At 45.6% G+C, this 24,685-nt stretch carries 20 protein-coding genes; 12 read left to right on the top strand and 8 right to left on the bottom strand.

Features of this window, described 5'->3' with window-relative positions; translation table 11 throughout:
- Positions 1-53: 53 nt before the first annotated feature.
- The 5 genes from BC643_RS15840 (at position 54) to BC643_RS15820 (ending at position 4,807) form a co-directional block, all read left to right on the top strand.
- Positions 54-566 carry a phenolic acid decarboxylase gene (locus tag BC643_RS15840; protein WP_170154580.1) on the top strand — a complete coding sequence of 171 codons (513 nt, stop codon included), beginning with the start codon at positions 54-56 and terminating at the stop codon, positions 564-566.
- Positions 567-657: 91 nt separating this feature from the next.
- The gene (locus tag BC643_RS15835) at positions 658-1,524 is read left to right on the top strand and encodes an MBL fold metallo-hydrolase (RefSeq protein WP_120274006.1); all 867 of its coding nucleotides are present in this window, start codon (positions 658-660) and stop codon (positions 1,522-1,524) included.
- Between the two features lie 30 nt (positions 1,525-1,554).
- Complete coding sequence (locus tag BC643_RS15830) at positions 1,555-2,322, top strand: SDR family NAD(P)-dependent oxidoreductase (protein ID WP_120274321.1); 768 nt, start codon at positions 1,555-1,557, stop codon at positions 2,320-2,322.
- Positions 2,323-2,917: 595 nt separating this feature from the next.
- Positions 2,918-3,199, top strand: coding sequence for a pyrimidine/purine nucleoside phosphorylase (ppnP, locus tag BC643_RS15825; protein WP_120274005.1), 282 nt, complete (start codon positions 2,918-2,920; stop codon positions 3,197-3,199).
- Between the two features lie 120 nt (positions 3,200-3,319).
- A complete protein-coding gene (locus tag BC643_RS15820) occupies positions 3,320-4,807 on the top strand; it encodes a Gfo/Idh/MocA family protein (RefSeq protein ID WP_120274004.1) in 1,488 nt (495 codons plus the stop codon).
- Positions 4,808-5,266: 459 nt separating this feature from the next.
- Here the strand turns inward: BC643_RS15820 and BC643_RS15810 are convergent, their stop codons facing one another.
- The 3 genes from BC643_RS15810 to BC643_RS15800 all read right to left on the bottom strand — a co-directional run bounded on the left by BC643_RS15810 (position 5,267) and on the right by BC643_RS15800 (position 8,549).
- Positions 5,267-5,968, bottom strand: coding sequence for a Crp/Fnr family transcriptional regulator (locus BC643_RS15810; RefSeq protein WP_120274002.1), 702 nt, complete (start codon positions 5,966-5,968; stop codon positions 5,267-5,269).
- 146 nt (positions 5,969-6,114) lie between these two features.
- On the bottom strand, positions 6,115-7,758 hold the full coding sequence (locus BC643_RS15805) for an NAD+ synthase (protein ID WP_120274001.1): 1,644 nt from the start codon (positions 7,756-7,758) through the stop codon (positions 6,115-6,117).
- 128 nt (positions 7,759-7,886) lie between these two features.
- A complete protein-coding gene (locus BC643_RS15800; protein ID WP_120274000.1) occupies positions 7,887-8,549 on the bottom strand; it encodes a porin family protein in 663 nt (220 codons plus the stop codon).
- Between the two features lie 305 nt (positions 8,550-8,854).
- On the opposite strand from BC643_RS15800, the gene BC643_RS15795 reads away from it, so the two are divergent.
- On the top strand, positions 8,855-9,670 hold the full coding sequence (locus BC643_RS15795; RefSeq protein ID WP_120273999.1) for a hypothetical protein: 816 nt from the start codon (positions 8,855-8,857) through the stop codon (positions 9,668-9,670).
- 191 nt (positions 9,671-9,861) lie between these two features.
- On the top strand, positions 9,862-10,860 hold the full coding sequence (gldB, locus tag BC643_RS15790) for a gliding motility lipoprotein GldB (RefSeq protein WP_120273998.1): 999 nt from the start codon (positions 9,862-9,864) through the stop codon (positions 10,858-10,860).
- Positions 10,861-10,870: 10 nt separating this feature from the next.
- Here the strand turns inward: gldB and BC643_RS15785 are convergent, their stop codons facing one another.
- From BC643_RS15785 to BC643_RS15775, 3 genes are all read right to left on the bottom strand, one after another.
- On the bottom strand, positions 10,871-12,085 hold the full coding sequence (locus BC643_RS15785; RefSeq protein WP_120273997.1) for an acyloxyacyl hydrolase: 1,215 nt from the start codon (positions 12,083-12,085) through the stop codon (positions 10,871-10,873).
- A gap of 223 nt (positions 12,086-12,308) precedes the next feature.
- A complete protein-coding gene (locus tag BC643_RS15780) occupies positions 12,309-13,004 on the bottom strand; it encodes a response regulator transcription factor (protein ID WP_120273996.1) in 696 nt (231 codons plus the stop codon).
- A 14-nt stretch (positions 13,005-13,018) separates the two neighbouring features.
- Positions 13,019-14,644, bottom strand: a complete 1,626-nt coding sequence (locus BC643_RS15775; protein ID WP_120273995.1) for a sensor histidine kinase — start codon at positions 14,642-14,644, stop codon at positions 13,019-13,021.
- Positions 14,645-14,812: 168 nt separating this feature from the next.
- On the opposite strand from BC643_RS15775, the gene BC643_RS15770 reads away from it, so the two are divergent.
- Positions 14,813-15,490 carry a hypothetical protein gene (locus BC643_RS15770; RefSeq protein ID WP_120273994.1) on the top strand — a complete coding sequence of 226 codons (678 nt, stop codon included), beginning with the start codon at positions 14,813-14,815 and terminating at the stop codon, positions 15,488-15,490.
- Between the two features lie 111 nt (positions 15,491-15,601).
- Here BC643_RS15770 and BC643_RS15765 read toward each other — a convergent pair whose 3' ends face one another.
- The gene (locus tag BC643_RS15765; RefSeq protein ID WP_120273993.1) at positions 15,602-16,549 is read right to left on the bottom strand and encodes a mechanosensitive ion channel family protein; all 948 of its coding nucleotides are present in this window, start codon (positions 16,547-16,549) and stop codon (positions 15,602-15,604) included.
- Positions 16,550-16,740: 191 nt separating this feature from the next.
- Entirely contained in the window at positions 16,741-17,352 is a 612-nt protein-coding gene (locus tag BC643_RS15760) for a hypothetical protein (protein ID WP_120273992.1), read from the bottom strand.
- Positions 17,353-17,635: 283 nt separating this feature from the next.
- On the opposite strand from BC643_RS15760, the gene BC643_RS15755 reads away from it, so the two are divergent.
- The 4 genes from BC643_RS15755 to BC643_RS15740 all read left to right on the top strand — a co-directional run bounded on the left by BC643_RS15755 (position 17,636) and on the right by BC643_RS15740 (position 24,676).
- Positions 17,636-18,529 (top strand): ABC transporter ATP-binding protein, encoded by an 894-nt coding sequence (locus BC643_RS15755; RefSeq protein WP_120273991.1) that lies wholly within the window; start codon positions 17,636-17,638, stop codon positions 18,527-18,529.
- Between the two features lie 105 nt (positions 18,530-18,634).
- A complete protein-coding gene (locus BC643_RS15750; protein ID WP_120273990.1) occupies positions 18,635-21,967 on the top strand; it encodes a golvesin C-terminal-like domain-containing protein in 3,333 nt (1,110 codons plus the stop codon).
- 128 nt (positions 21,968-22,095) lie between these two features.
- Positions 22,096-23,586 carry a TolC family protein gene (locus BC643_RS15745; RefSeq protein WP_120273989.1) on the top strand — a complete coding sequence of 497 codons (1,491 nt, stop codon included), beginning with the start codon at positions 22,096-22,098 and terminating at the stop codon, positions 23,584-23,586.
- 31 nt (positions 23,587-23,617) lie between these two features.
- Entirely contained in the window at positions 23,618-24,676 is a 1,059-nt protein-coding gene (locus tag BC643_RS15740) for an efflux RND transporter periplasmic adaptor subunit (RefSeq protein ID WP_120273988.1), read from the top strand.
- Positions 24,677-24,685 lie beyond the last annotated feature (9 nt).

Genomic DNA, 24,685 nt, shown 5'->3' with positions numbered 1-24,685 from the left:
AATATTGACCGCGAATATAAGCACTAATTTAGACTCAATAAAAATAAAGAGCTATGAAAGACATAAAAGACTTAAATGAATTCCTGGGTGCACACTTCCTGTACACTTACGATAATGGCTGGAAATATGAGTTTTACGTGAAAAATAAAAATACAGTTGACTATCGCATCCACACCGGTATGGTTGGCGGACGTTGGGTGAAAGATCAAAAGGCTGACATTGTAAAAATTACCGACGGCGTGTTCAAAGTTTGCTGGACAGAACCTACCGGAACCGATGTAAGTTTAGACTTTGTACCGAATGAAAATAAGCTTCACGGTGTCATCTTCTTTCCGAAATGGGTTCACGAACATCCCGAAATCACCGTGTGCTTCCAAAACGATTTTATCGATGTCATGGAAGCGTCCCGTGTGAAATATGAAACCTACCCCAAATATGTGGTACCCGAGTTTGGCAAAATCTTCTACAAGAAAAACGAAGGAATTAACAATGAAAAAGTGATTTCGGAAGCTCCCTACGAAGGGATGATTGAAAAGATGATGAGCCAGGAACTGGCTTTTTCATAACTATAGGGAACTGCTTTACGGGAGCTATAGTAAGCTGCTTTTCAAAACAGAAAAACACAGAAAACAAACAATTAATTTAATACATACTAAGATGTCAAATTTAAATATTAAAGTCTTTAACGGCGGTGATACCCCCGAAGGCTTTGCGGTAAACTCCACCCTTATTTACGGAGAAAATGATGCTATTTTACTGGACGCTCAATTTTCAGAATCAAGTGCCCACCGCTTAGTGGCGATGATTGTTGAAAACGGTGTTAAACCGTCACGCGTGTACATCAGTCACTTTCACCCCGATCACTTTTTGGGTTTAAGTGTCATCAAAAAAGCATTTCCCGATATCCAGGTGCTATCCTTGCCTTCGATCGCCAAGGACATCAATGAGGCTTTCGATTTCAAAATTGCCTATTGGGGAAATACCGTGCTGGGCTTAAACGGTGCCAAAGAAAAAGTACAGGTGAATGCCTACAATAAAAACTACCTGGAACTGGAAGGCGAAAAAATTGAGATTTTGGGGCCACTGCGTGCTGACTCCGACGATGCTTCGGCCTTGTGGATTCCATCTATCAAAACCTTATTAGCCGTCGATGCGGTATTCTCGCAGGCTTATGTCTGGATAGCCGATGCCAAAACGTTTGAGTCGAGAGAGGATTGGTTCACCGTGCTCAATACCTTCGTAGCGCTGAAACCAGAAGTTGTTGTTCCGGGGCACTCTCCATCCAACGATCCCAAATATTTCAATCCCAGCAATATCCAATTTACCCGCCAATACATTCAGGACTTCGACGAAATCTGGAAAAATGCAGAAACCAGTGACGAGATCATTGAAAAAATGACGGCGAAATACCCGGGCCTTGCAGCAAAAATCTGCCTCGAAATGAGTGCCAAAATTTTGAAAGATCGTTATGCCTGGGCAGGTGAATATCCACAGGCACTGCGAGACCTGGTTCCAGAGATTTAAAAGCAAATTGAAAACTTAAAAACAGAAATGATGAAAACCGATATAAATTTCAATTACGAAGGAAAAACCGTCGTCATCACCGGTGCAGCCTCAGGTATTGGACGTGCAACAGCACTTGCCTTTGCCCAAAACGGCGCACAGGTCGTAATTGGCGATGTAAGCGATGGAGCGATCGAAACTGTTAAGCTCATCGAACAAAACGGACACAAAGGCGAATTTGTAAAAACCAATGTGGTGGATGCAGAATCGGTAAAAGCGCTGATCGACTATACCGTTCAGAAATATGGCAAGCTTGATTTTGCTTTCAACAATGCAGGAATACTTCCGCCAACGGCTCCCCTGGCCGATGTAGCGGAAAATGATTTTGACAAAATATTGTCGGTAGACCTGAAAGGGGTTTTCCTGGCGATGAAATATGAATTACAAGCCATGCTTCAATCGGGTGGCGGTGCGATTGTTAATACCGCATCGGTGGCCGGCGTGGTGGCCGACCCGGGAATGGCGCCCTACGCCGCGGCAAAACACGGCGTTATTGGATTAACGAAGGCGGCAGCGCTGGATTATGCCGGAAGTAACATTCGTGTGAATGCGGTTGCTCCGGGCTTAATCCGCACACCCATGACAGAAAGATGGTTGAAAGATCCGGAAATTAGTCAGGCATTAATGAACAACAGCCCGATGAAAAGACCCGCTGAACCTGGTGAGGTTGCCAACCCGGTACTGTTCCTATGTTCACCGCAAGCGTCATTTGTAAACGGTTCTGTATTTGTTGTCGACGGTGGACAGACGGCACACTAAAATTGTTTTTCAATAACTCGAGAAAGCTCTTGGCGAATTTTGCTGAGGGCTTTTTTTTCTTCCCTCTAATACAGACTATTTTCTGTTTGCAAATCATGGGTAGCCTCTCCCAACACTCAGGAAATCTCAGTCGCTTCAGTGATATCACCCACAGCGCTCTACCCCGATACTCTCCCTTAAAAACAAAAAAAGCGGATTCGCATCCGCTTGATCTATCATTAACTTTTCCCGAAAGAAAACGAAAAAGGGACCCGATCGGTATTCGGTTCCCTTTTCTTTGTTGAATAAGAAAGCTATTTACTGAATGTTGTCTGTTACGGTAGAAATTTTCTGATCTAACTAAACTAATGATCTTTTCGATCTAACTCATGACTCAAAAATAGATCAAACAAACCAATCAATCAAATTGATTTTTTCTAAACTCAATAAAGAACCTTTATCTATCAAATAAATACTTTTGGAATCCCATCGTCATTTTATCAATAGCATTACTATCATAGCGATCGAATGACACTATTTTATACAGCAAGACTATTCTTCTGACTTTTATCGTATTTTTACCGCTATACAAAACTCCTAAAAGACAAATAGATTTATGTTGAAAGTAAATGAATATTTCGGCGGAACCGTAAAATCCATTGCACTGGAAAACGAGGAAGGCACTGCAACTATTGGTGTTATGGAAGCCGGTGAATACGAATTCGGTACTGCGACCATCGAATTGATGACCATTACCAGCGGAAGCCTGGATGTGCTGTTACCAGGCGAAACCGAATGGAAAACTTACGAAACCGGAGAAACATTCCGTGTTGAGAAAGACGTTAAATTCAAAGTAAAAGCTGCCCAACAGGTTGCTTATTACTGCTTGTATATTTAAACGAAAAAGTCTGCGGCAGAACTTTGCCGCAGATCCTTTCTTAAATCCCTATTTCTTCGCGTTCGCTTTTTACAATAGGCTTTTCTTGCTAAATTGCTGCGCAACCATCATCCCCGAAAAATGAAAACTGAAAATTCTTCTTTCAGCAGACGATCTTTTATCAAAACAGCTACTAGCAGTCTGGCCGGAATTACCATTTTGCCCAGCAACGTAATTGCAGGACTCGGACACCGTCCACCGAGCGACAAACTGAACATTGCCGGTATTGGTATTGGTGGCATGGGTTACCGCAACCTTAAAAATATGGAGCTGGAAAATATCGTCGCACTTTGCGATGTGGATGCGGAATATGCCAACCGGAACTCGCTTCGGGAGTGGCCGCTGGCTGCACGCTACTCAGATTACCGGGAGATGTTTGACCACCAAAAAGACATTGATGCCGTAGTGATTGCGACTCCGGATCACACCCACGCGTTGCCCGCCATGTTGGCCATGCGACAAGGCATTCATGTTTATCTGCAAAAACCGCTTGCACATTCGGTTTACGAATCGCGCGTGTTGGCCGAAACAGCCAAACGATACGGCGTAGCTACCCAGATGGGTAACCAGGGAAACTCGGGCGATGGTATTCGCGATATCTGCGAATGGATTTGGGCCGGGAAAATTGGCGAGGTTACACATGTTGATGCCTGGACCAACCGCCCAATTTGGCCACAGGGGCTGGAGCGCCCTTCAAAAGAGATGCGAATCCCGAAAACCCTCAACTGGGATGCCTTCATCGGCCCGGCAAAGATGCGCCCCTACAACGAAATCTATCATCCGTGGAACTGGCGCGGTTGGTGGGACTTCGGAACCGGTGCACTTGGCGATATGGCTTGCCACATTCTCGACCCGGTATTCAAAGCACTGATGCTCGAATATCCGGATTCAGTCCAGGCCAGCTCGACGAATTTCACGACCGACTCGGCTCCAAATGCTCAAACTATTTATTATGAATTCCCTGCCCGCGACAATTTGCCAAAAGTGGCCATGCCCGCGGTTACTGTGAATTGGTACGACGGCGGCCTGATGCCTCCGCGTCCGGACGAGCTAAAAGAAGGCGAAGAAATGGGTGACCGCGATGGCGGTTGTATTTTCTACGGCACCAAAGGTAAAATCATGTGCGGAACTTATGCGCTCAATCCACGCCTGCTGCCAACGAGCGAGATGGCTCACTTTGAAAAGCCCATGCGACAATTCCGCCGCATACCCGATGCCATGACCGGTGGCCACGAAAAAGACTGGATTCGCGCCTGCAAGGAAAGCCGCGACAACCGGGTCGAGGCGTCGTCCAACTTTGGCTACGCCGGCCCGTTGAACGAAATGGTGATGCTTGGCGTACTGGCTGTGCGTCTGCAAAGTCTCGGGCGAAAACTCAAATGGGAAGGTGCGACCATGCAATTCACGAACATCATGCCCGACGATAAATTGTCGATTCTACGTAAAAGCGATTTTGAAGTTATTGCCGGAGACCCGCGCTTTAACAACCAATACCTGGAGTTGCCGGCGCAACCGATGGCGGAGGAATGGATTCGGCACACCTACCGGAAAGGCTGGGAACAGATTTAGTTTCAATAATACTGAACAAGAGTGTCCTCCCGGACTGAAGTTACTTTGGGGATTAACCTCAAAAGTCAAGGTTAATATTTCGGAATAGGTAGTTCATAGCTCGTGCATTGGCCGTCAAAACGCCCGGCCGAGGGTTCGTTTTGACAAGAATTTTGCTTCCTTTTCATCGATTGGAAAAGGAAGAGCCAGTCCGGCTTGAGGACAGATAGATTCTGAGGCTGAGCAGTATCTTGAAATACCATCTGGATGCCCAAACGATCACAAACGGCACATTTAAATAGGACTAATCTATAAATGACTGAAAAAGAATCTGAAAATTTTCCGGCAATCTTATTGTCTTGCTTATCGAAAGTTGTCAGTTTCAACCCAGACTCATTTTTACGGCAAGCCAAATAAATTAGACTCTGCGTGCTACAACTTTCTAGAAACAAAAAATCCCGCCGAAGCGGGATTCCTATTTTATCCTAGTTTGCTTATTCGTTCAAGCTTATTTAAATCCAATATCTTTATTTTCCGACCGTCGATTGCAATAACTTTTTCACTCGAAAAAGTCGACAGTGTCCGGATTGCATTGGAAGTTGTCATGTTCGACAGGTTGGCGATATCTTCGCGGGAAAGGTAAGCTTTCAATGAAATACCATCGTGCTCGAAGCCGTACTTTTCTTTTAAAAGCAACAGCGATTCGGCTAAACGTCCGCGAATATGTTTTTGGGTTAAAGTAACGGTTCTGGAGTTTGAGAAGCCCAACTCACGGGCCAGTTTTTGAATCAACCGGAAGGCAAAATCCGGGTTGCGAAGTAATTTCCCAAAGAAATGTTCCGAGTTCACAATTAAAACATTGGAATCTTCCAAAGTAACCGCCGAAGCGTTGTGGATCTCTTCTGCAATCAGTGCGCGGTAACCAACGTAGCCCAAGGGCTTGGTCATTCGGATGATTTGTTCGCGGCCTCCGACACCTTCTTTAAAAATTTTGATTTTTCCGTCAATCAGGAACATAAAGGCTGAGGGGACATCGCCCTCTTTATAGATGAAATCATTCTTTTTGAAATTGACGATCTGCATTTGGGTTAGTAGTTCTTCTCGCTCCGGGAGACTCAATAGACTGAAAACCGACTTCGGGTTTTCAAAAATTTCTTTGATCCCCTGTTCTTGACTCAGCATAGGTTTCGTTTTACATGTTTTACAGCATCAAAGTTAATTAATTTTGTGAAATATGAAATTTTTCACTGACTTATTTTGAGCTTCTAAAACCTTGCTGCGAAGAAAAATAGCCGTTCTCGTTTACGGCACCAAAAATGAGCTTTTGCTTAACTATAACGAGCAACCAAAGGCATCTTTCTGCCAAAACCAAAAGCTTTGGAACTAACCCTTAAAATTGGAGGGGATTGAAAACGTTTATACTCGTTTTGGTTGACCATACGTACCGTTTTTAATACCGTCTCGCGCTCAAAACCTTGTTCAATGATTTCTTCGGGTGACTGATTCATTTCGATGTATTTAAACAGGATGGCGTCCAGAATATCGTAATCCGGCAACGAATCGGTATCCTTTTGGTCGGGACGAAGCTCAGCAGACGGTGCTTTGACGATACTGTTTTCCGGAATCCACTCCTTATCGCGGTTAATGTAGCGGGCCAATTTGTAAACATCCGTTTTGTAAACATCACCCAAAACCGACAAACCACCGTTCATATCGCCATACAAGGTTCCGTATCCAACAGCGCATTCGCTCTTGTTTGTCGTATTCAACAGAATGTTCCCAAATTTATTGGAGACGGCCATCACCAAAATTCCGCGTGTGCGGGCCTGAACATTTTCTTCGGCAACACCAGCCGGCAAATTTTCAAAGATGGGTCCTAATTCTTTTTCAAAATCATCCACCATATTTTGAATTCCTACGATGTCGTATTTCACGCCGTAATTCTCAGCCAGCTGAATCGCATCGGCCACACTGTGATCCGACGAATAGCGCGAAGGCATCAATATTCCGCGAACATTGCTACTTCCCAACGCTTCGGCAGCCAGTGCACACACAACCGCCGAATCGATCCCTCCGGATAAACCGAGCACAACATCCTGAAACCGCATCTTTTTGAAATAATCACGGATCCCTAAAATCAATGCCTGATGAATTTTTCCGATGTAATCTTGCTTGGGCTGTTTCAGCTCCATCGGATTTTCGGTGTCAACAATCTGAAAATCTTCTTTGAAATAAGCCATCTCAACCGGGATCGAGCCGTCAGCTTTCACAAAGCACGAGCCCCCATCGAAAATCAATTCCGTTTGCGCACCGGTTTGGTTGACGTAAATAATCGGCAGTTTGTATTTCAGTGCATTCATCACCAAAATATCTTTCCGCCAGCTTTCCTGGTTGTACGAGAAAGGCGAAGCCGACAAATTGATCACCAAATCCGGATTCAGTTGACTCAGCTCTTTCATCGGGTTGCGCTGGTATAGCTTGTCGCGGCCAAATTCATTTTGAGTTGGCTGCTCGTCCCACAAATCCTCGCAGATTGTCAGGGCCAGCTTTTTCCCCATGAACTCAACCACCTCGTAATCGCGATTAGGTTCGAAGTGACGGTACTCGTCGAAAATATCGTAGGTTGGCAACGAAGATTTGTGGCGCACGGCCTTCACTTCACCTTCGTTTAAAAAATAGGCTGAATTGAATAATTTCTTACCCCGGCTGCTTTCGTTGATACTTGGCCCACCAACGATGGCTGCAATGCCCACGCATGATTTTGCTATTTCGTGAATAGTTTGAATGGCCAGTTCGATAAACTCTTTGCGTTCGAGTAAATCGTGGGGATAATAACCGCAAACGGCCAATTCGGAAAACACAACCAAGTCGGCACCTTCATCTTTGGCCGCCTTAATGGCATCAATAATTTTTTCCGAATTACTCTCGAAATTAGCAATATGATAATTCAACTGGGCTAGCGCAACTTTCATTTTCTTGTTTTTTCAAATAATCGATCCAACGAAAAAGCCTGCTCATCAGTCAAACTTTTTCGCCAGTCCCGGAACAAACCGGCGACTCGACAAAAATAAGTGAAATCGGAAAACCTGTTACTGAAATATCAGAAAACCAGGCCGAATTTAAAGGTAAGTGAATTTACGGTCGTTTTTTCACCCAGTCCGTGTTTCGTTACATCGGTGAAACCATCTTTGTAGGTCAGGCCCAAAATCAATGAATTGCGCTCTCCCAGATCATACTCGGCACCAATTCCGATGTTCAAACCGGCATTAAAAAGCTTTACTTCTTTATTGATGTCCGCTTTATCCAGCAAACCATCGCTCGAGTCGCCTTTGTCGCCAACATTTACAGCACCGTAAAGACCGAACAGCCCCCAGTAAGTCCAGCGGTAAAATTGGTTCGTACGCAATTTCAATCCTACCGGAATTTCGATGTACTTCATCCGATAGCGGATACTGGTACCCGGAGCAAAAGTCTCTCCTCCAAAGTTAAAGTCTTGCTGTGTATTGTAGGTCAACTCGCCTCCAGTTTGGCTAATCAACACACCGGTGGCAAACGCGTAACGCATTTCCTGGTCGAAATAAAAATCGCCGTTCACACCAAACTCGTATCCCAGCGTCGATTTGTTATTATTGATTTCAGAAGCGCCCGCCGACATCCAGTTGATAGTTGGGCTGGCCGTAAATGCGAGTGCAAATTTTTCCTGAGCAAAGCTTGTCGCGCTTAAAAAGAGCAACAAGACCAATAGACTAAAATTTCTTTTCATGGCAGATTTTCTGTTTTACTAATTATTCCGGCGCACTTCCCAAAAGGATCATCGGCTATCCGGAAAACGTTTTCCTACTGTTTTTGGTATTCACAAAGCTCGGATATTATTTTTTTTATCCAAGTCTCCTTCAACATAAAAATGTGTTTGATTCCCTGGTTCGGAAAACAGAACCAGGCTGAAGCGCACGTTCTACCCAACAAATGATTTTCTCAACATATTTACAGATTTTTACATCTTTTTTTCCAACATCTGCATTACACACCTCGTAAAGAACCTATGTTTAACATCTTAGTTTCCCTGTTATGAAAATGAAATTACCCAAACTCTCGCTCAAAAAAAGCGCCCCATTTCTGTTCGCACTCCTCTTTTCACTCTCCTCGCTCGATAGTTTTTCACAAAACGACAACCTGTTTGCCATTGTCGACTACATGAAAACCAAACCCGGACAGGAGTGGCATTACGTTGAATTAGAACATAATTTTTGGAAGCAAGTGCACCAGGCTCGTGCTGACAACGGCGATATTGTTGCCTGGTTGTTCTATCGGATTCGGTACACTGCAACCTCGGATCCATACAATTATGCCACGGTTACTATTTTCAACAATCCTGAAAAGTTAGAAAACCCGTGGTCGGTTGATCCGATAACTGTGCATCCGGATAAGGATGTTGAAGCGGTAAACACCGACACCGAGGAAAGCCGCGACCTGGTTACCCGAAATCTTTTGTACCGCCAGGATTACATTCCAATGCCTCCCGACAGCACCGAGCCAAAATTTGTGCAGGTAGACTACATGCGCGTCAAACAAGGCGAAGACGGCGAATACCTGAAAATGGAAGATCAGGTTTGGAAGCCTATCCACGAACAATTCATCAAAGCCGGAACCCGGGCGGGCTGGTCGCTTTGGGGCAGAGTGTACCCCTCCGGTTACGGACTCGATTATCAATACATCACCGTAAACGACTTCAAAGACTTCTCGCAGCTCGGACAAGCGGACTACAATGCGGCAATGAAAGCTGCGCATCCGGGTGAAGACATGGGCAAAATCAGCCAGGAAACCAATGAAACGCGAGAGCTTGTTCGGTCTGAACTTTGGGAGCTGATTGACGCCGTTTACTAAACCAGCCCCAAAAAGGAAGGGCCGCAGCGTCATGTGTTTCCTTCGGCCTTCCGTTTCAACTTTTGTGCAGTTATCTTTTTTTAACTATCATCGCTAAAATATTTCCTGCAAATTTTAGTTTGAACAGAAAAGATCCCGAAAAACCGGGGTCTTTTGCATGAAAAAATGCAAGGTTGAAAATTGACTGAGTTATGAAAAAATTGTTCCTGATTGCATGTTGCTTTGTTTTGTTGGTATCCTGTGGCCGAAATCCGTTTAAGGTTGATTTATCGAATACGAAAATCGATTTTCAGTTTTATGCTTTCGATACTGATCTATTTGCAGCCGGCACCAATCTGGAACAACAACTTCCCGACCTGGAGAAAAAATACCCGAACATCCTACCGCTTTTCAGTTCCGAAATAATTACAATTGGCTATCCGGAGGACGAGGGTTTCGCCGAGCGGCTGAATTCGTTTGTGTCCGACAGCCTGATTTTAGAGGTGAAAGGAAAAGTTGATGCAACAATCGACCGCAATCAAATTAAAGACGGACTTCAACAAGCTTTCCGCTATTTCAACTACTACTTTCCGGACAAAGTCATCCCAGAAGTTTTCACCTGCATCAGCGGCTTCAACCAGTCGGTAATCATGACGGACAGCCTGATGGGAATCGGACTCGACAAGTACCTTGGACGCGATTGCAATTATTACCCGCGCCTGGGAATTCCGAATTACCAAACAATCAATATGAATCCGGACAAGATTGTTTCGGATGCCATGTACGCCTGGAGCACCACCATTTTCCCCTTTAACGGTTACGGTCAGCAACTGATTGACCGGATGATTTATGAAGGGAAAATGTTGTACCTGCTGGACGCGACTTTGCCCGATACACCGGACTCGCTAAAAATCGGATACACCCAAAAACAACTGGAGTTTTGTTCCATCAAAGAAAATGCGATGTGGACCTACCTGGCTGAATACAAAATGCTTTTCTCAACCGAGCGTATGGACATAAAACGTTATGTCGACGATTCGCCGTACACATCAAGCTTCACCGCCGATTCACCCGGACGAACCGGAGCCTGGCTGGGTTGGCAGATTGTGAAAGCTTACATGAATAAACATTCGGAAGTGACGATCCCTGAATTAATGGAAGAAAAAGACTGCAAAAAAATACTGAACCTTTCAGGCTATCAACCGGAATAACCGACGAACATCAATACCATTTAAAGCGGTAGCCGATATTCCATTCGATGAAATCGGCAACGGAGAAGTTGTGTGCACGCACCAAAATCCCAATAAACATGTCATTCTTGAAATGGTATTTCGCACCGAACTTTTGATAAAGCAGTGGTGGTTCCCGATCATCGTGTTTCCGTAAAGCGTAAGCACCAAGGTATGAAGCCAGCGAAAGGCGGTCGATACAAAACTCGTAGGTCCCGTAAATCCCCATCGACGTTTTATCGAAAAAAGCTGACGATTTTTCAACATCGGGCTCCTGTCCTTCGTGATAAGTGATTTTTACATTACCCTCTTCGTTGTAGGTCAAATCCGTACCAATACCGAATTTATGCTTCCAGGTCGTTTGCCTCAACCAAGCCACCGATACATTCATCATCATGAACGATTCCAGGGCAAAAATATCTTCGCTCTCCTTACTGCGGTATTCCTCCTGCATCTTGCCGATCCCGTACTGCACCGCTATCTCTGAATGTTTTTGATAAGCCGGAGGCATCACCCGAACTAACTCCGGGCGATCGTGGAATGAATATTTTAACTCGACAAAAGGAGAAAACAGGTTGAGCCCGCTGTTGGGTTGCTTAGTCGCCCCATTCGAAAAGTGCGAAAATTCAACTCCCCCTTTCAACTCCCAACGCGGCGTCAGATCGTAACTGTAGTACAAGTTACCTCCACCATACACCGTGCGGTGCGAACCAATTGCAATATTGAAAGGGTTATTGTATTCATCATACGGCTGCCAGTTGTAGGTTAGTCCAAATCCCAACTCGTAACCAAAACTCGACCGCGGGCCACGTTTGATCGGCAAACCTATAAAACCATAAAGTGCCGTTGGATAACCCAATTCCCTTGAATTGAAAAAATTAGCATTGTAAAAAGAAACTCCGTAATACGGGAAATTCAACACGTGTTGCCATTCTTTTCGGCCCGTCGTTTGCACACCATAACTCAAGGTCAGGGCATGAAAAGTATCAATTGGCTTTCCTGCCAAATTTTCTCCGCGCACAAAATCGTTGGTTTGCAAAACACGACCAATTTCGTATCGGGCAGAAAAATAGCTGTATCGTTTCGGTTCCGTTTTTAAGGTATCTTTTTTCAGAATCGACGTGAGCGGATCCCAGCCAAAGGCCTCAGCCCGAGCCACAAAAAGAAAGACACAGGGAATCAGTATTTGAAAAATGCGACGTATCATAAAAAATGGAACAGGGTGGACAAACGGTAATTTGCCTCTATTTATATTGACAAAAGTATGAAGTTGCGAACGATTGATTACAATTATTAAGCCAGTTTAATGCGAAAGCCCCAAACTTTTAACAAAACATAATCGATCCCATTCCTTTAAAATCCATCGTCCCCCGTGTCTTTCAGAAGCTTAGTAAATTTCTTTTCGGCACTAAAAAAACTCATCAATTGCGTTAATCGCGAACCTGCAGGATAAAACCGCTGCTGTGAATATTTTTTATTTCGATAGACGGATCTTCAGCGAAGTATTTTCGCAACTTGGTCAGGTAAACGTCCATGCTGCGGGCGGTGAAGTAGCCATCGTCGCCCCAAATTTTCTTCAAGGCCGTTTCGCGAGGCAGCAGGTTGTTCTTGTATTCGACCAGCAGCTGCAGCAATTCGGCTTCCTTCGGCGACAACTTCTGCTCCTGTTCTCCTTTGGTGATGCTCCTTTTCTGAAGATGAAACCGATAGTTCCCAATATCGTACCACTCGGCCTCCGGCGCCTCAGTCGCCCTTCCCCTGTTCAGAATTGCTTTTATTTTACAAAGAAGCACTTCCGTGTCAAAAGGTTTGGTTACGTAATCATCCGCTCCTACTTCATAACCTTTCAAAACGTCCTGCTTCATAGCTTTGGCCGTCAAAAAGATGAAAGGTACCTGTTTGTCCAGTTGGCGGATTTCTTTTCCAACGGTAAATCCATCCACATTGGGCAGCATCACATCCAGCAGGCACAGCTGAAAACTGCCCTCCCGGAAGCGCTCCACGGCACGTTTACCATCGTCCACCCAAGTAACTTCGTAGTCGTTCAACTCCAGGTACGATTTCAGCACAGCCCCAAAACTGAGGTCATCCTCCAACAAGAAAATCTGTATATTCTGGTCTTTCATGAATCAATCCTCTTTTAAACGTCTAAAGCAAAGGGCAACAATACTTCGAACCGGCTACCTTTCCCCGGCTCGCTGTGCACCTGAATGCTCCCTTTGTTGGCCTCGACCACGGCTCTCGCATAACTGAGCCCCAGTCCAAACCCTTTCACGTTGTGAATATTTCCACTCGTCTGGCGGTAAAAACGTTCAAATATTTTCGCCTGCACCGCTTTCGTCATCCCGATGCCTTTATCGCTAACCGAAACCAAAACTCCAGTGGCCGTATTTTTCGTCGAGATTTCAATCTCCGGGTGATCAGGAGAATATTTATTCGCGTTGTCGAGCAAATTGTAAATTAAATTGGAGCAGTGCACCGGATCCGAGGTCACAATGGGATTCATAGCATCGAGTTTCACCTTCAATTCGCCACCCCGTTTATTTACCTGCAGCCGAATACTCTCGCAAACATCCTCGATCAACAAATGCAGATCAACTGCCTGCCATTGAAAATCGAACTCCTTTTTGTCGAGCCGTGCGATGGTCAAAATATCTTCGACTTGACGGTTCATCCGGATGTTCTCTTTCTTAATCATGTCCACGTAGTACTGAACCCGATCGGGCTGGCGAATCACTTTTTCATTTAAAATAGAATCGGCAGCCACCGATATTGTTGCAATCGGTGTTTTGAATTCATGCGTCATGTTGTTGATGAAATCCGTCTTCATCTCCGAGATTTTCTTTTGACGAAGCATAAACCAAATACTCAAACTGAAGGTGAGCAAAATGATCAGCGAAAAAATCAACGATGCCGCTAACAGCCAGGTCACCGATTGGTAAATAAAAGTGCCCTGTTGCGGAAAATACAGCCGAAGCTCAGTGTCGCGATCAAAGATTGAGCGCGGAAACAACCGAACGACATAGGAAGTATTCACCAAAGCCAGGCTATCAGCATTGGCCGACAATCCCCGAATGGTATCATGCTCCGCGACTGCCAAATCGAAATCGATTGGGATGTCTTTATCCGAAAGTTCGCGCCGAACTACCTCCGCAATTTCCGGAATCGGAATGCGCTCATGTTCAACATCGGTCATCTCGGTAATTACCCGGTGTGTGAAGTTTTTTAAATCCTGCGTCTTTCGCTCCACCCGCTTTTGAAATCCGGGCGATGTAAACTCGAGCGAATCCAGCGCCATGTTCAGTGAATCCAGTTTCCGTTCGTTCTCGGCAATTACTTTTTGCACGTTAACAATGGTACTGTCGTCGCGGGTAATTACAACCGTCTCGGATTGAAAATGCTGACCCGAATCACCTTTAAAAGAATAGCTGTGTCTCTGTACTCCGGCACTATCCGTATGGAATTCGAATTGAATATCTCCGGGATATTTCTTACCCCGAAACATGTCCATCCGGCGAGGCGGCGGAGGCGTATTGTTTTCAACCCAAATCACGCTATCGCGATCTCCCAACCTGGTAAAAATCCGAAAATTACGCCGATCCTCCAATCGCTGAGCAGCCTGCCCCATGGCTTCATTCACACTCCGGTCAAACAAATCATTCTTAACTCCAATCGCGTTGTTAATCCAAATGATTTGCACCAGGATAATGCCCACAATCGACAGTCCCATGAGAATCACGATATAACTAAAAGTCTTTCTGTTCATCCGGCTGATTTATTTCCACCTCTAATTTCAGTTCAAATATAAGGCTTTAAAATACAGCCCTTTTCGACTTTAACTTTTCTTTAACTCATTTTAGCTTGCCGTTAACTCATAGTTGCCGGGGGTCGCCTCTATCTTTGTTTCAGAATTCGAAATCAAAAAAAATAAAACATGAAAACGTACGCAAAAACACTATTCGTTGCCGCAACACTATTTTGCGCAACCGGGGCTTGGGCCCAAACAACCGATGATACAAAGCAGGACGAGAAACCCGCAAAAAAGCATTTGAAAATCGTAAAAATTGAAGATGGCGTAAAAACAGAACTGGACACTGTCATCACCGATAACGGAGACTTCACCTGGTTTGGCGAAGGCGAGTTCGACGAATTTTTCCCGGGCGGCGAACCACCAATGCCTCCTGATTTCCCGAATGACTCGGTAATGCGTAAACACATGAAACATTTCCGTTTCGAAGGTCCGGACGGACAGAGACGAGAAGTATTTATGCACCGCGGACCAGGCGAATTTGAAGCCATGCGCGAATTCAAATTCCAGGATGGAGACTCAACACACCACATGATGTTCATTCATAAAGGTGAAAGAGGTGACGATTTCATGAGCTTCCGTGGACCGGACATGCAACGCCCACCAAGAGCAATGCACGTAAAACAGATGCAACGAATGGACAAGTCGAACCTGATTGATTTGAATGATCCGGATATTATCTCATTCACAAAAAAAGACATGAGCGATGGTCGTGAAAAAATCGAAATTATTCGCAAAAAACCAACAAAAAAGAAAGTTGAAGTCGAAACTGAAGTTCAGGTAGAAACAGGAAAAACGAAATAAATCGATATTCTCCCCTCCCTTTTTCAATAAGCAATTAAACAGTGAAACAAAGGCTGTCGCACCTCTGTGCCGACAGCCTTTTCACATTGTAAAACAATCACAAATCAGAACTTATTCTTTGTTTGCCTTTTCACGGGCAATCTCTTCAGCTTTTTGCATACTCAGTTTCAGCGGGTCAATTTCTTCTCCCCAATAAATCGTGCGGTGCGGGAATGGTATCTCAATCCGATGTTCATCGAAAGCTTCCTTCAGCCGCTTGTTGTATTCGCGGCCTACGTTCCACTGTTCGATCGGACGGGTTTTGATACGCCCTTTCACGACCAGCGCGCTGTCGCCAAAACTGTCGAGACCGAAAATCTCCATCGGCTCCAGAATGCGATCTTTAAACTGCGGATCATTCTGCATACCATCTGCAACTTCTTTCATGACCTTCATCACTTTGTTCAGATCTTCCTTATAAGCCACACCAATATCAAATACCATGGCCGACCAGCCTTTCGTCATATTCGAAACAGTATTGATTTTCCCGTTCTGGAAGATGTGCACCACGCCCGACTGGTCGCGCAACGTAATTGTACGAAGCTCAATTTTTTCAACCAACCCTCCGGTTCCGTTGATTATAGCCACGTCGCCTGTTCTAATTTGGTTCTCAAGCAGGATGAAAAATCCGGTGATGAAATCACGAACCAACTCCTGAGCACCAAACCCAACAGCCAAACCGATGATACCGGCACCGGCCAAAATCGGACCGATTTCTATATTGATCTTTTTCAGAAAAATCATAATAAACAGCGACCATAAAATGATAACTGCTCCTTTTCGAACGATGCCCATCAGTGTGTTCAGGCGTTTTTCAGCCTCTGTGTCGGGTTCCTCCTGCCGATGAATCGTTTGAGTGACTAATAACTTTTTCAATTTGGAAATGAAAAACTTGACAACACGCAGCAGGATCATGAACAGCACCAATAAAATCACCAGCGAAGGCAACTCGGTAACCACCCAATGTGCAAGACTAGTTGCGACCGTTTCCCAAAATTCAGTCGTAAATATCTTCTCCATAAATAAAATTTGAGGGTGAATGATTCACCCCTTGGTCAACGAAAAAGGTGCCAAGCTAAGAATTAGCAATGACTAAACCCCATAGGTAACTACATATCAATACGATAAAAAGGCAGAAGTCTAAAATGACGATTCAACACGAATGTAGAATGGCTTTCCGGGGTGTGGAGAGACCTTCACAGGTGTACCGATTATTTTTGCTTATTGCGAAGTTTTCCAAGCAACAATCCTGCTCCAAATCCCCAAGTCGTCCCTGAAGAATTATATTGAAGAAAAGTAGAAAGAGACACACCCAAATAACGGGTTGCAACAATCTCGAGCCGGGGATTAAACACAAAGCTCCACTTTTCTGAAGATACCAAATCGGCGGAATAGTTCCAACCAAGCGATAAGATACCATTATTCTCGCCCTTCCAATTTGTGTATTCCTTCAAATGCGACCGCGCAATTCCGGCTGATAAATTCAAGCGTGCCTTGTGCTGATCTTCAATCATAAAAATACGTCCAACCAGTAACTGATAGCTTTGAATTTCATCCCGAGGGTTTGTCAACCCGAAAGTCAATCCCCCCGCAAGACCACCACTAAAGTCAGCAGGTATCGAAGCGGCCTTTCGATCCTGGAATGCATGTCCGAATCGAAAAGTATACTTCTCAGACAAGACGTAATTGAATTGAAACTCGTGACCAATAAAATTTCCAAGCATTCCGTCTATTGAAATATAATAGGAATGTGGGGTAATTTCCTGTGCCGATAATCGAATACAGACAAACATGAAAATCAACAAAACACCCGGACGAATCATAATTTAGATTTAGGAACTGAAATACACAAGCACAATCCAAACCCTAAATTATCATAAACCTCAAATTAGTTGTGTGGAAATGAAATGTTATCCGGCATTGGCATAAAATTTCCTGTAAACGCGCGGCTTATCGCCTGCTGAGAAGCGTTCATCGAAATTAAAAGTAAAAATGATTTTTAATACGTTAATTTCCTATTCCCGGATTAAACGATTCCAAAGAACGATAGTCTCAGAACTAAAAATATGCCTCCCCTAAAAGTTTACAAACAACGCGACTGAACAAATGAAGATAACCATTGAAGGACTAAGCAAAATCTATCCGAACGGGAATCGGGCCATCAATAACATCAACTTGGAAATTAATGACGGAATGTTCGGCTTACTCGGGCCAAACGGCGCGGGGAAATCGAGCCTAATGCGCATTCTGGTCACCCTGATGAAACCCAGCTCGGGGAAAGTCACCATCGATGGTTTCGATTTGGTGAAGGATCGCAAGCAAATCAGGAAAATGCTGGGATACCTGCCGCAGGATTTTCGCTTTTTCTCGAAATTGAAAACCTACGAATTTCTGGACTATGCCGCTCGCCTTGCCGGCATTAAAGACAAAAAACTTCGCGCCGACTCGGTTGATAAAATGCTGGAAGAAGTTGGTTTGTTTGAAGCGCGAGACCGGCAAGCCAACCGACTGTCGGGTGGTATGAAACGCCGCCTCGGCATTGCGCAGGCTCTCATCAACAGCCCGCGATTAATTATCGTCGACGAGCCAACCACCGGCCTCGACCCCGAAGAACGCATCCGCTTTCGTAACCTGCTGTCGACGATCTCAACCCAGGATGTTATCATCATCCTTTCAACCCACATTGTTGGCGACATTTCGAGTACCTGTAAAAACATGGCCCTGCTGAACAAAGGTGAACTGGCCTACAGCGGCTCACCGGATGATATTGTTAGCCAAGCCAATGGCAAAGTTTGGCTGATTAAAGCGACCGAAAGTGAATACATGGAAATCAACGAAAAATACCCGGTTATTTCAACTGTTCCAACTGCTGAAGGCTGGGAAATACAGGTCGTAGCCGACCAGATAAACGGCTACTACGGGCACAACATCGACCCGAACCTGGAACATGCATACGTGTACTACATGGAAAACAAACTGAACCAGTGGTCGGCGGTGTAAAGACAAAACTGTGTTTTCAGTGAGGGCTTGACTTCAAGTCAAACCCTCACTGGAAGCCAAGATGAAATTGACAAACAGATAACGACAACAACAAAATAGTAACCTATGATCTCTCTGCATAACATTCGTGCCATCGCGAAGTATGAAACAACGACCTTGCTACGAAGCTGGTTCTTCCGCATTTTCGCCATCCTGGCGATGGTCGTTTTGGTATTCTTCAATATCGGCACATTAATTCAGATGGGCGGAGGTGCCGGCATGTGGGCGCTAAAGGGACTACCGGCTAACATCCCTTATGTGAACCTGTTGCTGCTGAATGTGGTGCAAGCCATTATTGCCATCTTCCTGGCCAGCGACTTCCTGAAACGCGACAAAAAACTCGATACCACTGAGGTGATCTACATGCGCCCGATGACCAACGGCGAATATGTAATCGGGAAAACCCTCGGTAACCTGGGCGTTTTCATCGTGCTCAACCTCATCATCCTGGGCATCGCCTTAATTTTCAACCTCATTGCCAAACACACCGAGGTAACTTACATCGCTTACCTGTGGTACTTCCTGCTCATTAGCGTGCCGACGCTGGTGTTCATCATGGGCTTGTCATTTTTGGTTATGTCGCTTATTAAAAACCAGGCCGTAACTTTTGTGGTTTTGCTCGGCTACGTTGCCATTTCGCTGTTCTATTTGCAGGCCAAGTTTTACTACCTCTTCGACTACATGGCCTTCAATATTCCGCTTACCTATTCTGATTTTGTGGGCTTTGGCAACATGCACACCCTGCTGGTTCACCGCGGCATGTATTTCTTCTTCGGACTTTCATTCATTTTATATACCATTCTGCTGCTAAAACGCCTGCCGCATTCGGAGGGAGTCCGCTACGGAGCTTCTGTTTTAGGAACCGTTTGTTTGCTCGTTGCGCTTTACCTGGGCTACTCCCATGTACACCAGTTTATGACTGAACGCGACTTGCGCCAAAACATGCAGACCCTGAACGAAAGTTACTTGGGTAACCCTGCCGTTCGGGTTCGCGATTACGACATTAAACTCAAACACGAAGGCGATAAAATTGAGACAACGGCTGTGCTGAGCGTCAGAAACGGAGGTAGCAAACCAATCAAAAAAGTCATATTCAGCCTGAATCCCGGACTAAAAGTGAGTGAACTGAAAGTCGGCGGACAAACTCAAGCCTTTGAACAGAAACTGGGAATTATTGAGCTGAAAGATTATGAATTGAATGCCGGTGACCGGGCCGAAATTGAATTCACCTACGCCGGAAACATCAATGAAGCTGCTGCTTTCCTTGACATTGATGATGAAACCCGCGAGGAAGCTTTCAAGAATTTCATGTACCAAATTGATAAGCGATACGCATTTTTAACGGACGATTATGTGCTGCTGACCCGTGAAAATGCCTGGTATCCGGTACCCGGCGCCGGTTACGGAAAAACAAACAGCCAGTGGCTGGCCCGCCAGTTTAGCCGCTACAAACTTGAAGTAACAACCAAACCCGGACTGACAGCCATTTCGCAAGGCAAATCGGAACAAGACGGCGATACTTTTCGGTTTGAATCGAGCCATGCCAACTCGCAAATTTCGCTGGTTATCGGCGAATATGATAGACTTGAACAAAACATTGACGGTCTCGACTTCAATATCTACACGAAAAAAGGACACGATTACTTTTCGAGCATCTTCGAGGACATAAAGGACACGATTCCGGAACTGGTTCTCGAATCGTTGCAGGACTTCGAACGCTCGCTGGACATGTATTACCCCTTCGAACGCTTCTCGCTGGTTGAAGTGCCGGTACAGTATTACAGCTACGACCGCGTATTGAGCGGCACCCGCGAACAGATGCAACCCGAGATGATGTTGTATGCCGAAAAAGGTGTGCTGGTTGACGAAGCCGATTTCAACGGACGTTTTGAAGGACAGCAAGGCTTTGGGCCACGCGACCGCCAACAGGACATGACGCCCGAAGAAAAGAAAATACAGGTTTTGAAGAATTTCCTTTCAACCTTTACCAGCGAAAGCGGCCGACCCAATTTCAGCCGCTCGGGGGGGCAAATGCAGGTTGAAGAAAGTACCAATACCTACTTCGCTTTCCCGCTGTTTTACGACTATGCCTATTACATTTCGTCGAAAGAATGGCCGGTGACCGACCGCGTTTTTGAGGGCTACAAAAAAAGTAACCTGAGCAGCAACCAGATGGGCTGGCTGCGCGATATGCAGGGAACTTCGGAGGACGAACAGGCCAACATGGCGCTGCTTTCAAACAGCCTTGAGGAACTGCTGAAAGACCCCGAACAGAAACAAATCATCGACAATGTTATCCAGCTCAAAGGAACCTCGCTATTCAGCATCATTAAACGCAAAGCGGGCGACGACGCTTTCGAGGATTTCCTTTATAGCTACCTGAACCGGGTGAAATTTGGCAATGCCTCCATTGAAGATTTTAACGATGAAGTAAAAAGCCGCTTCGACATCGACCTGATTCCCTACATGAAGGACTGGTTCAGCAGCAAAGAGCTGCCGGCATTCCTGGTGGGCAATGTCTCGGCCGTGAATGTGCTCGATGGCGACCAGCTAAAAACCATGGTCAAATTTAAAATCAGCAATACCGAAGAAACAGAAGGGATCGTATCGGTTGAATTCCGTATTGGCGGCGGATTTGGCCCCGGCTCAAGAAGTTCGACTGACAATATTACGAAACTTGTTCACCTGGACGGCAACCAAACCAAGGAGGTAAGTTTCCTGCTTGCCGGAACACCGCGGGGCGGAACCATCAACACGCTGGTTTCGCGCAACCTACCCTCGGAGATCCGTCTGCCACTGGACAATATCCAGGAAGACCCGAAAGCGATTCCCTTTGAAGGCGAAAAAGTGGTCGACATCCCGGTACGCGTTGCCGAAGACAACGAAATTATTCTGGACAATGAGGATCCCGGATTTAAAGTGAGCGACAACACAGAAACCAGTTTACTGAAAAAACTGCTGACCAAAGATGACGTCACCACCGAGAAATACTCGGGAATGAACAACTGGCAACCACCTCGCAGTTGGACGCTGACGACCAACTCATCGTTCTACGGAACTTACGTCCGTTCGGCTTACTACATCCGTTCGGGAAGCGGCGACCAAATAGCAACCTGGAATATTCCAATCACCGAAGCCGGCTTTTACGATGTTTACGCTTACATCGCCAAGATGCAGCGTCGTGGACCAGGCCGGAATGACAACCCCGGCGAATACCATTACACCGTTCATCACGACGATGGAGACGAAGCCGCTATCGTCGATATTAAAACGGCGGACGACGGCTGGAACCACCTGGGTGCGTTCTACTTCTCGCCCGACACAGCGATAGTCGAACTGAGCAACGAAAACTCGGGACGAACAGTGATTGCCGATGCGGTAAAACTGGTTAAACAGTGATCAGTGGCCAGTATTCAGTCGCAGTAACCAGAATGAAAAGAAAGCGGCTGGATGGAAAACTTAAAGCTGACAGCTCAAAGCTTGAAGCTTTATCGATAATGAAATTTAAAAATTGAAATCAGATAGAAATGAAAAACCTGTTCTCGAAAACCAAACTACTACTGCTTGGACTGCTGCTCCAGGGAGGAATTGCTTCAGCACAGCAGTTCATCACCCTCGACAAAGCCATGGAAATTGCCATGGAGCACAGCCCGTCCATTCGTACCTCGCTGCTGGCGCTGGAGCGATCACAGCAACTATTGAAGGCTCAGAAAGCCGCACTGAAATCGCAGTTTACACTCAGCCTCACGCCTGTTGAATACAGCAAAAACCGCACATTCGACGATTATACGTCAACCTGGTATACCAACGAAAGTTTTGCATCGTATGGTACTTTTACGGTTGCACAGCCGGTTTTGCTCACCGACGGAACCATTTCGCTTGTCAACCAATTTGGCTGGCAAAACAGCAATTCCACAGCCAGTGGAATCGAGAACAAGGTATTCACAAACACCCTGAATCTGGCAATCGATCAGCCCTTGTTTACCTACAACAAGTTGAAACTGGAGCTGAAAACACTGGAGCTCGACCTGGAAAACTCGAACCTGAGTTACGCCATGGCCAAGCTGAACCTCGAGAAACAAGTAAGTCAATATTTTTACAATGTGTACCTGGCGCAAATGAGCCTGTCCATTGCCCAGGACGAGCTGAAAAATACCAAGGCAACTTACGAAATCACGAAAAACAAAGTCGATGCGGGCTTATCGGCCATGGAAGAATTGTACCAGGCCGAACTAAACTATGCCACTTCGCAGTCGGATGTGCAAAACCAACAGGTTTCGCTAGACAATGCCAAGGACATCTTCAAACAATACATCGGGATGGATATTTTCGAAGAAATTATGGTAATGACCGACGTCAACGTTAACCCCGTTGAAATTGATTCGAAAAAAGCCATCGAATACGGTTTGAGTTCCCGTATGGAAATCCGCCAACGCGAAATTGATGTCGAGAGTTCGCAGTTTGATTTGATTACGACCAAGGCTGAAAACGAATTCAAGGGAGACGTTGCCCTGTCGATCGGTTTGATTGGCGAGAATGAAAAACTCAACAACATTTTCGAAACCCCGACCCGAAACCCGAGAGTGTCAGTCGCTTTCAATGTACCACTGTTCGACTGGGGCGAAAAGAAAGCGCGCATCAAGGCACAGGAAGCAGTGATCCAATCGACGCAACTGGATTTGGAAGAAGAGAAAAAGCAAATTATTATCGATATCCGCTCGGTTTGCCGCACCCTCGACAACGACCGCATGCAGATTGACATTGCCAAACAAAACGAACGTAACGCGCAGCTGACCTACGAAATCAACGAAGAGCGTTACAAAAACGGCGACCTCACCGGTATGGACCTCAGCCTTTACCAAACCCAGCTTTCAGAACAAAAAATGGCGTATGCGCAAGCCCTGATCGACTACAAAATTGAATTGCTAAACCTGAAAGTTCAGTCGCTGTACGATTTCGAAAAACAGGAACCCATCGTTCCCCAGGAAATCATTGATGCGTCAAAACAGAAAAAATAATCGCTAACCGAAATTTGAAAACACTACAATAATGAAACTGAAATTATATACACCAATAGCTTTTGCAGCCCTCCTGGCATTTTCAGCCTGCAGCAACCAAAGTACGAATGCCGAGACCGACACGGCCATCCCCGTATCAGTCGAAGATATTAAGCTCGGATCCATCGAGCAAACCATCAATACAACCGGAACGGTTACAGCTTCCGAAGAAACAACGCTGAGCACCGAGACTGACGGAAATTATGTACTGAAAGTAAATCCGCGCACCGGACGCAAATTTGCTCTGGGCGATATGGTCGAAAAAGGACAGCTGATTATTGAACTGGAGGATAAGGAATACCTCAACGGCATTGGTTTGGAAGCCAAAGAACTCAACCTGAAAATCGCCCAGCAAACCTACGACAAACAAAAGTCGCTATACGACAAAGGTGGTGTGACGCTCAGCGAGCTAAGCAGTGCACAGGTATCGCTGGTCGATGCGAAAGATGCTGCTGAACTGGCTCAAATACAGCTCGAAAAAATGCAGGTTCGTGCACCTTTCAAAGGTGTTATTACCGAATTGCCAACCTACACGCAATACACCAAAGTGGCCAGCGGCACCGAGGTTGTCAGCCTGATGAGCTACAGCAAACTGATGCTCGAAGCCAACTTACCCGAAAAATACATCAACGACCTGAAGTCGGGGCAAGAAATCCGCGTGATGAACTACACCCTGCCTGACGACACGTTGCACGGTCGCGTGGAAGAAATTTCGCCGGCAATCAGCACCGACACCCGCACCTTCACCACCAAGATGGCTGTTGAAAACCCGGGAATGAAACTCCGCCCGGGAATGTACGTTCAGGCCGAAGTGATTCTCGACCGCAAAGACAGCGTGGTGGTCATCCCGAAAGATGTGGTTGTTTCGAGCCGTCGCGGAAAAATTGTCTACGTGGTTAGCAAAGGTACCGCCGAAGAAAAACAAGTGACTTTTGGTTACGAAGAAGACGACCGGGTTGAAATTACTTCGGGACTGAAAGCAAACGACCGACTGGTTGTCAAAGGATTTGAAACACTGCGTAACCGTTCGAAAGTAAAAATCATCAAATAGAAAGGGATA

It is taken from the genome of Mangrovibacterium diazotrophicum, assembly GCF_003610535.1.
GTDB classification, from domain to species: Bacteria; Bacteroidota; Bacteroidia; order Bacteroidales; family Prolixibacteraceae; genus Mangrovibacterium; species Mangrovibacterium diazotrophicum.
The sequence above is the reverse complement of the archived record's forward strand: the minus strand, read 5'-3'. Positions and strand labels throughout refer to the sequence as shown.

What these genes read in the sequence shown, in the direction of transcription:
- BC643_RS15805 (WP_120274001.1), bottom strand. Translation starts at nt 7,758, where the DNA reads ATGAAAGTTGCGCTAGCCCAGTTGAATTATCATATTGCTAATTTCGAG.
- BC643_RS15830 (WP_120274321.1), top strand. Translation starts at nt 1,555, where the DNA reads ATGAAAACCGATATAAATTTCAATTACGAAGGAAAAACCGTCGTCATC.
- BC643_RS15750 (WP_120273990.1), top strand. Translation starts at nt 18,635, where the DNA reads ATGATCTCTCTGCATAACATTCGTGCCATCGCGAAGTATGAAACAACG.
- BC643_RS15780 (WP_120273996.1), bottom strand. Translation starts at nt 13,004, where the DNA reads ATGAAAGACCAGAATATACAGATTTTCTTGTTGGAGGATGACCTCAGT.
- BC643_RS15795 (WP_120273999.1), top strand. Translation starts at nt 8,855, where the DNA reads ATGAAAATGAAATTACCCAAACTCTCGCTCAAAAAAAGCGCCCCATTT.
- BC643_RS15820 (WP_120274004.1), top strand. Translation starts at nt 3,320, where the DNA reads ATGAAAACTGAAAATTCTTCTTTCAGCAGACGATCTTTTATCAAAACA.
- BC643_RS15840 (WP_170154580.1), top strand. Translation starts at nt 54, where the DNA reads ATGAAAGACATAAAAGACTTAAATGAATTCCTGGGTGCACACTTCCTG.
- BC643_RS15740 (WP_120273988.1), top strand. Translation starts at nt 23,618, where the DNA reads ATGAAACTGAAATTATATACACCAATAGCTTTTGCAGCCCTCCTGGCA.
- BC643_RS15810 (WP_120274002.1), bottom strand. Translation starts at nt 5,968, where the DNA reads ATGCTGAGTCAAGAACAGGGGATCAAAGAAATTTTTGAAAACCCGAAG.
- BC643_RS15760 (WP_120273992.1), bottom strand. Translation starts at nt 17,352, where the DNA reads ATGATTCGTCCGGGTGTTTTGTTGATTTTCATGTTTGTCTGTATTCGA.
- BC643_RS15785 (WP_120273997.1), bottom strand. Translation starts at nt 12,085, where the DNA reads ATGATACGTCGCATTTTTCAAATACTGATTCCCTGTGTCTTTCTTTTT.
- BC643_RS15800 (WP_120274000.1), bottom strand. Translation starts at nt 8,549, where the DNA reads ATGAAAAGAAATTTTAGTCTATTGGTCTTGTTGCTCTTTTTAAGCGCG.
- BC643_RS15770 (WP_120273994.1), top strand. Translation starts at nt 14,813, where the DNA reads ATGAAAACGTACGCAAAAACACTATTCGTTGCCGCAACACTATTTTGC.
- gldB (WP_120273998.1), top strand. Translation starts at nt 9,862, where the DNA reads ATGAAAAAATTGTTCCTGATTGCATGTTGCTTTGTTTTGTTGGTATCC.
- BC643_RS15765 (WP_120273993.1), bottom strand. Translation starts at nt 16,549, where the DNA reads ATGGAGAAGATATTTACGACTGAATTTTGGGAAACGGTCGCAACTAGT.
- ppnP (WP_120274005.1), top strand. Translation starts at nt 2,918, where the DNA reads ATGTTGAAAGTAAATGAATATTTCGGCGGAACCGTAAAATCCATTGCA.
- BC643_RS15745 (WP_120273989.1), top strand. Translation starts at nt 22,096, where the DNA reads ATGAAAAACCTGTTCTCGAAAACCAAACTACTACTGCTTGGACTGCTG.
- BC643_RS15775 (WP_120273995.1), bottom strand. Translation starts at nt 14,644, where the DNA reads ATGAACAGAAAGACTTTTAGTTATATCGTGATTCTCATGGGACTGTCG.
- BC643_RS15835 (WP_120274006.1), top strand. Translation starts at nt 658, where the DNA reads ATGTCAAATTTAAATATTAAAGTCTTTAACGGCGGTGATACCCCCGAA.
- BC643_RS15755 (WP_120273991.1), top strand. Translation starts at nt 17,636, where the DNA reads ATGAAGATAACCATTGAAGGACTAAGCAAAATCTATCCGAACGGGAAT.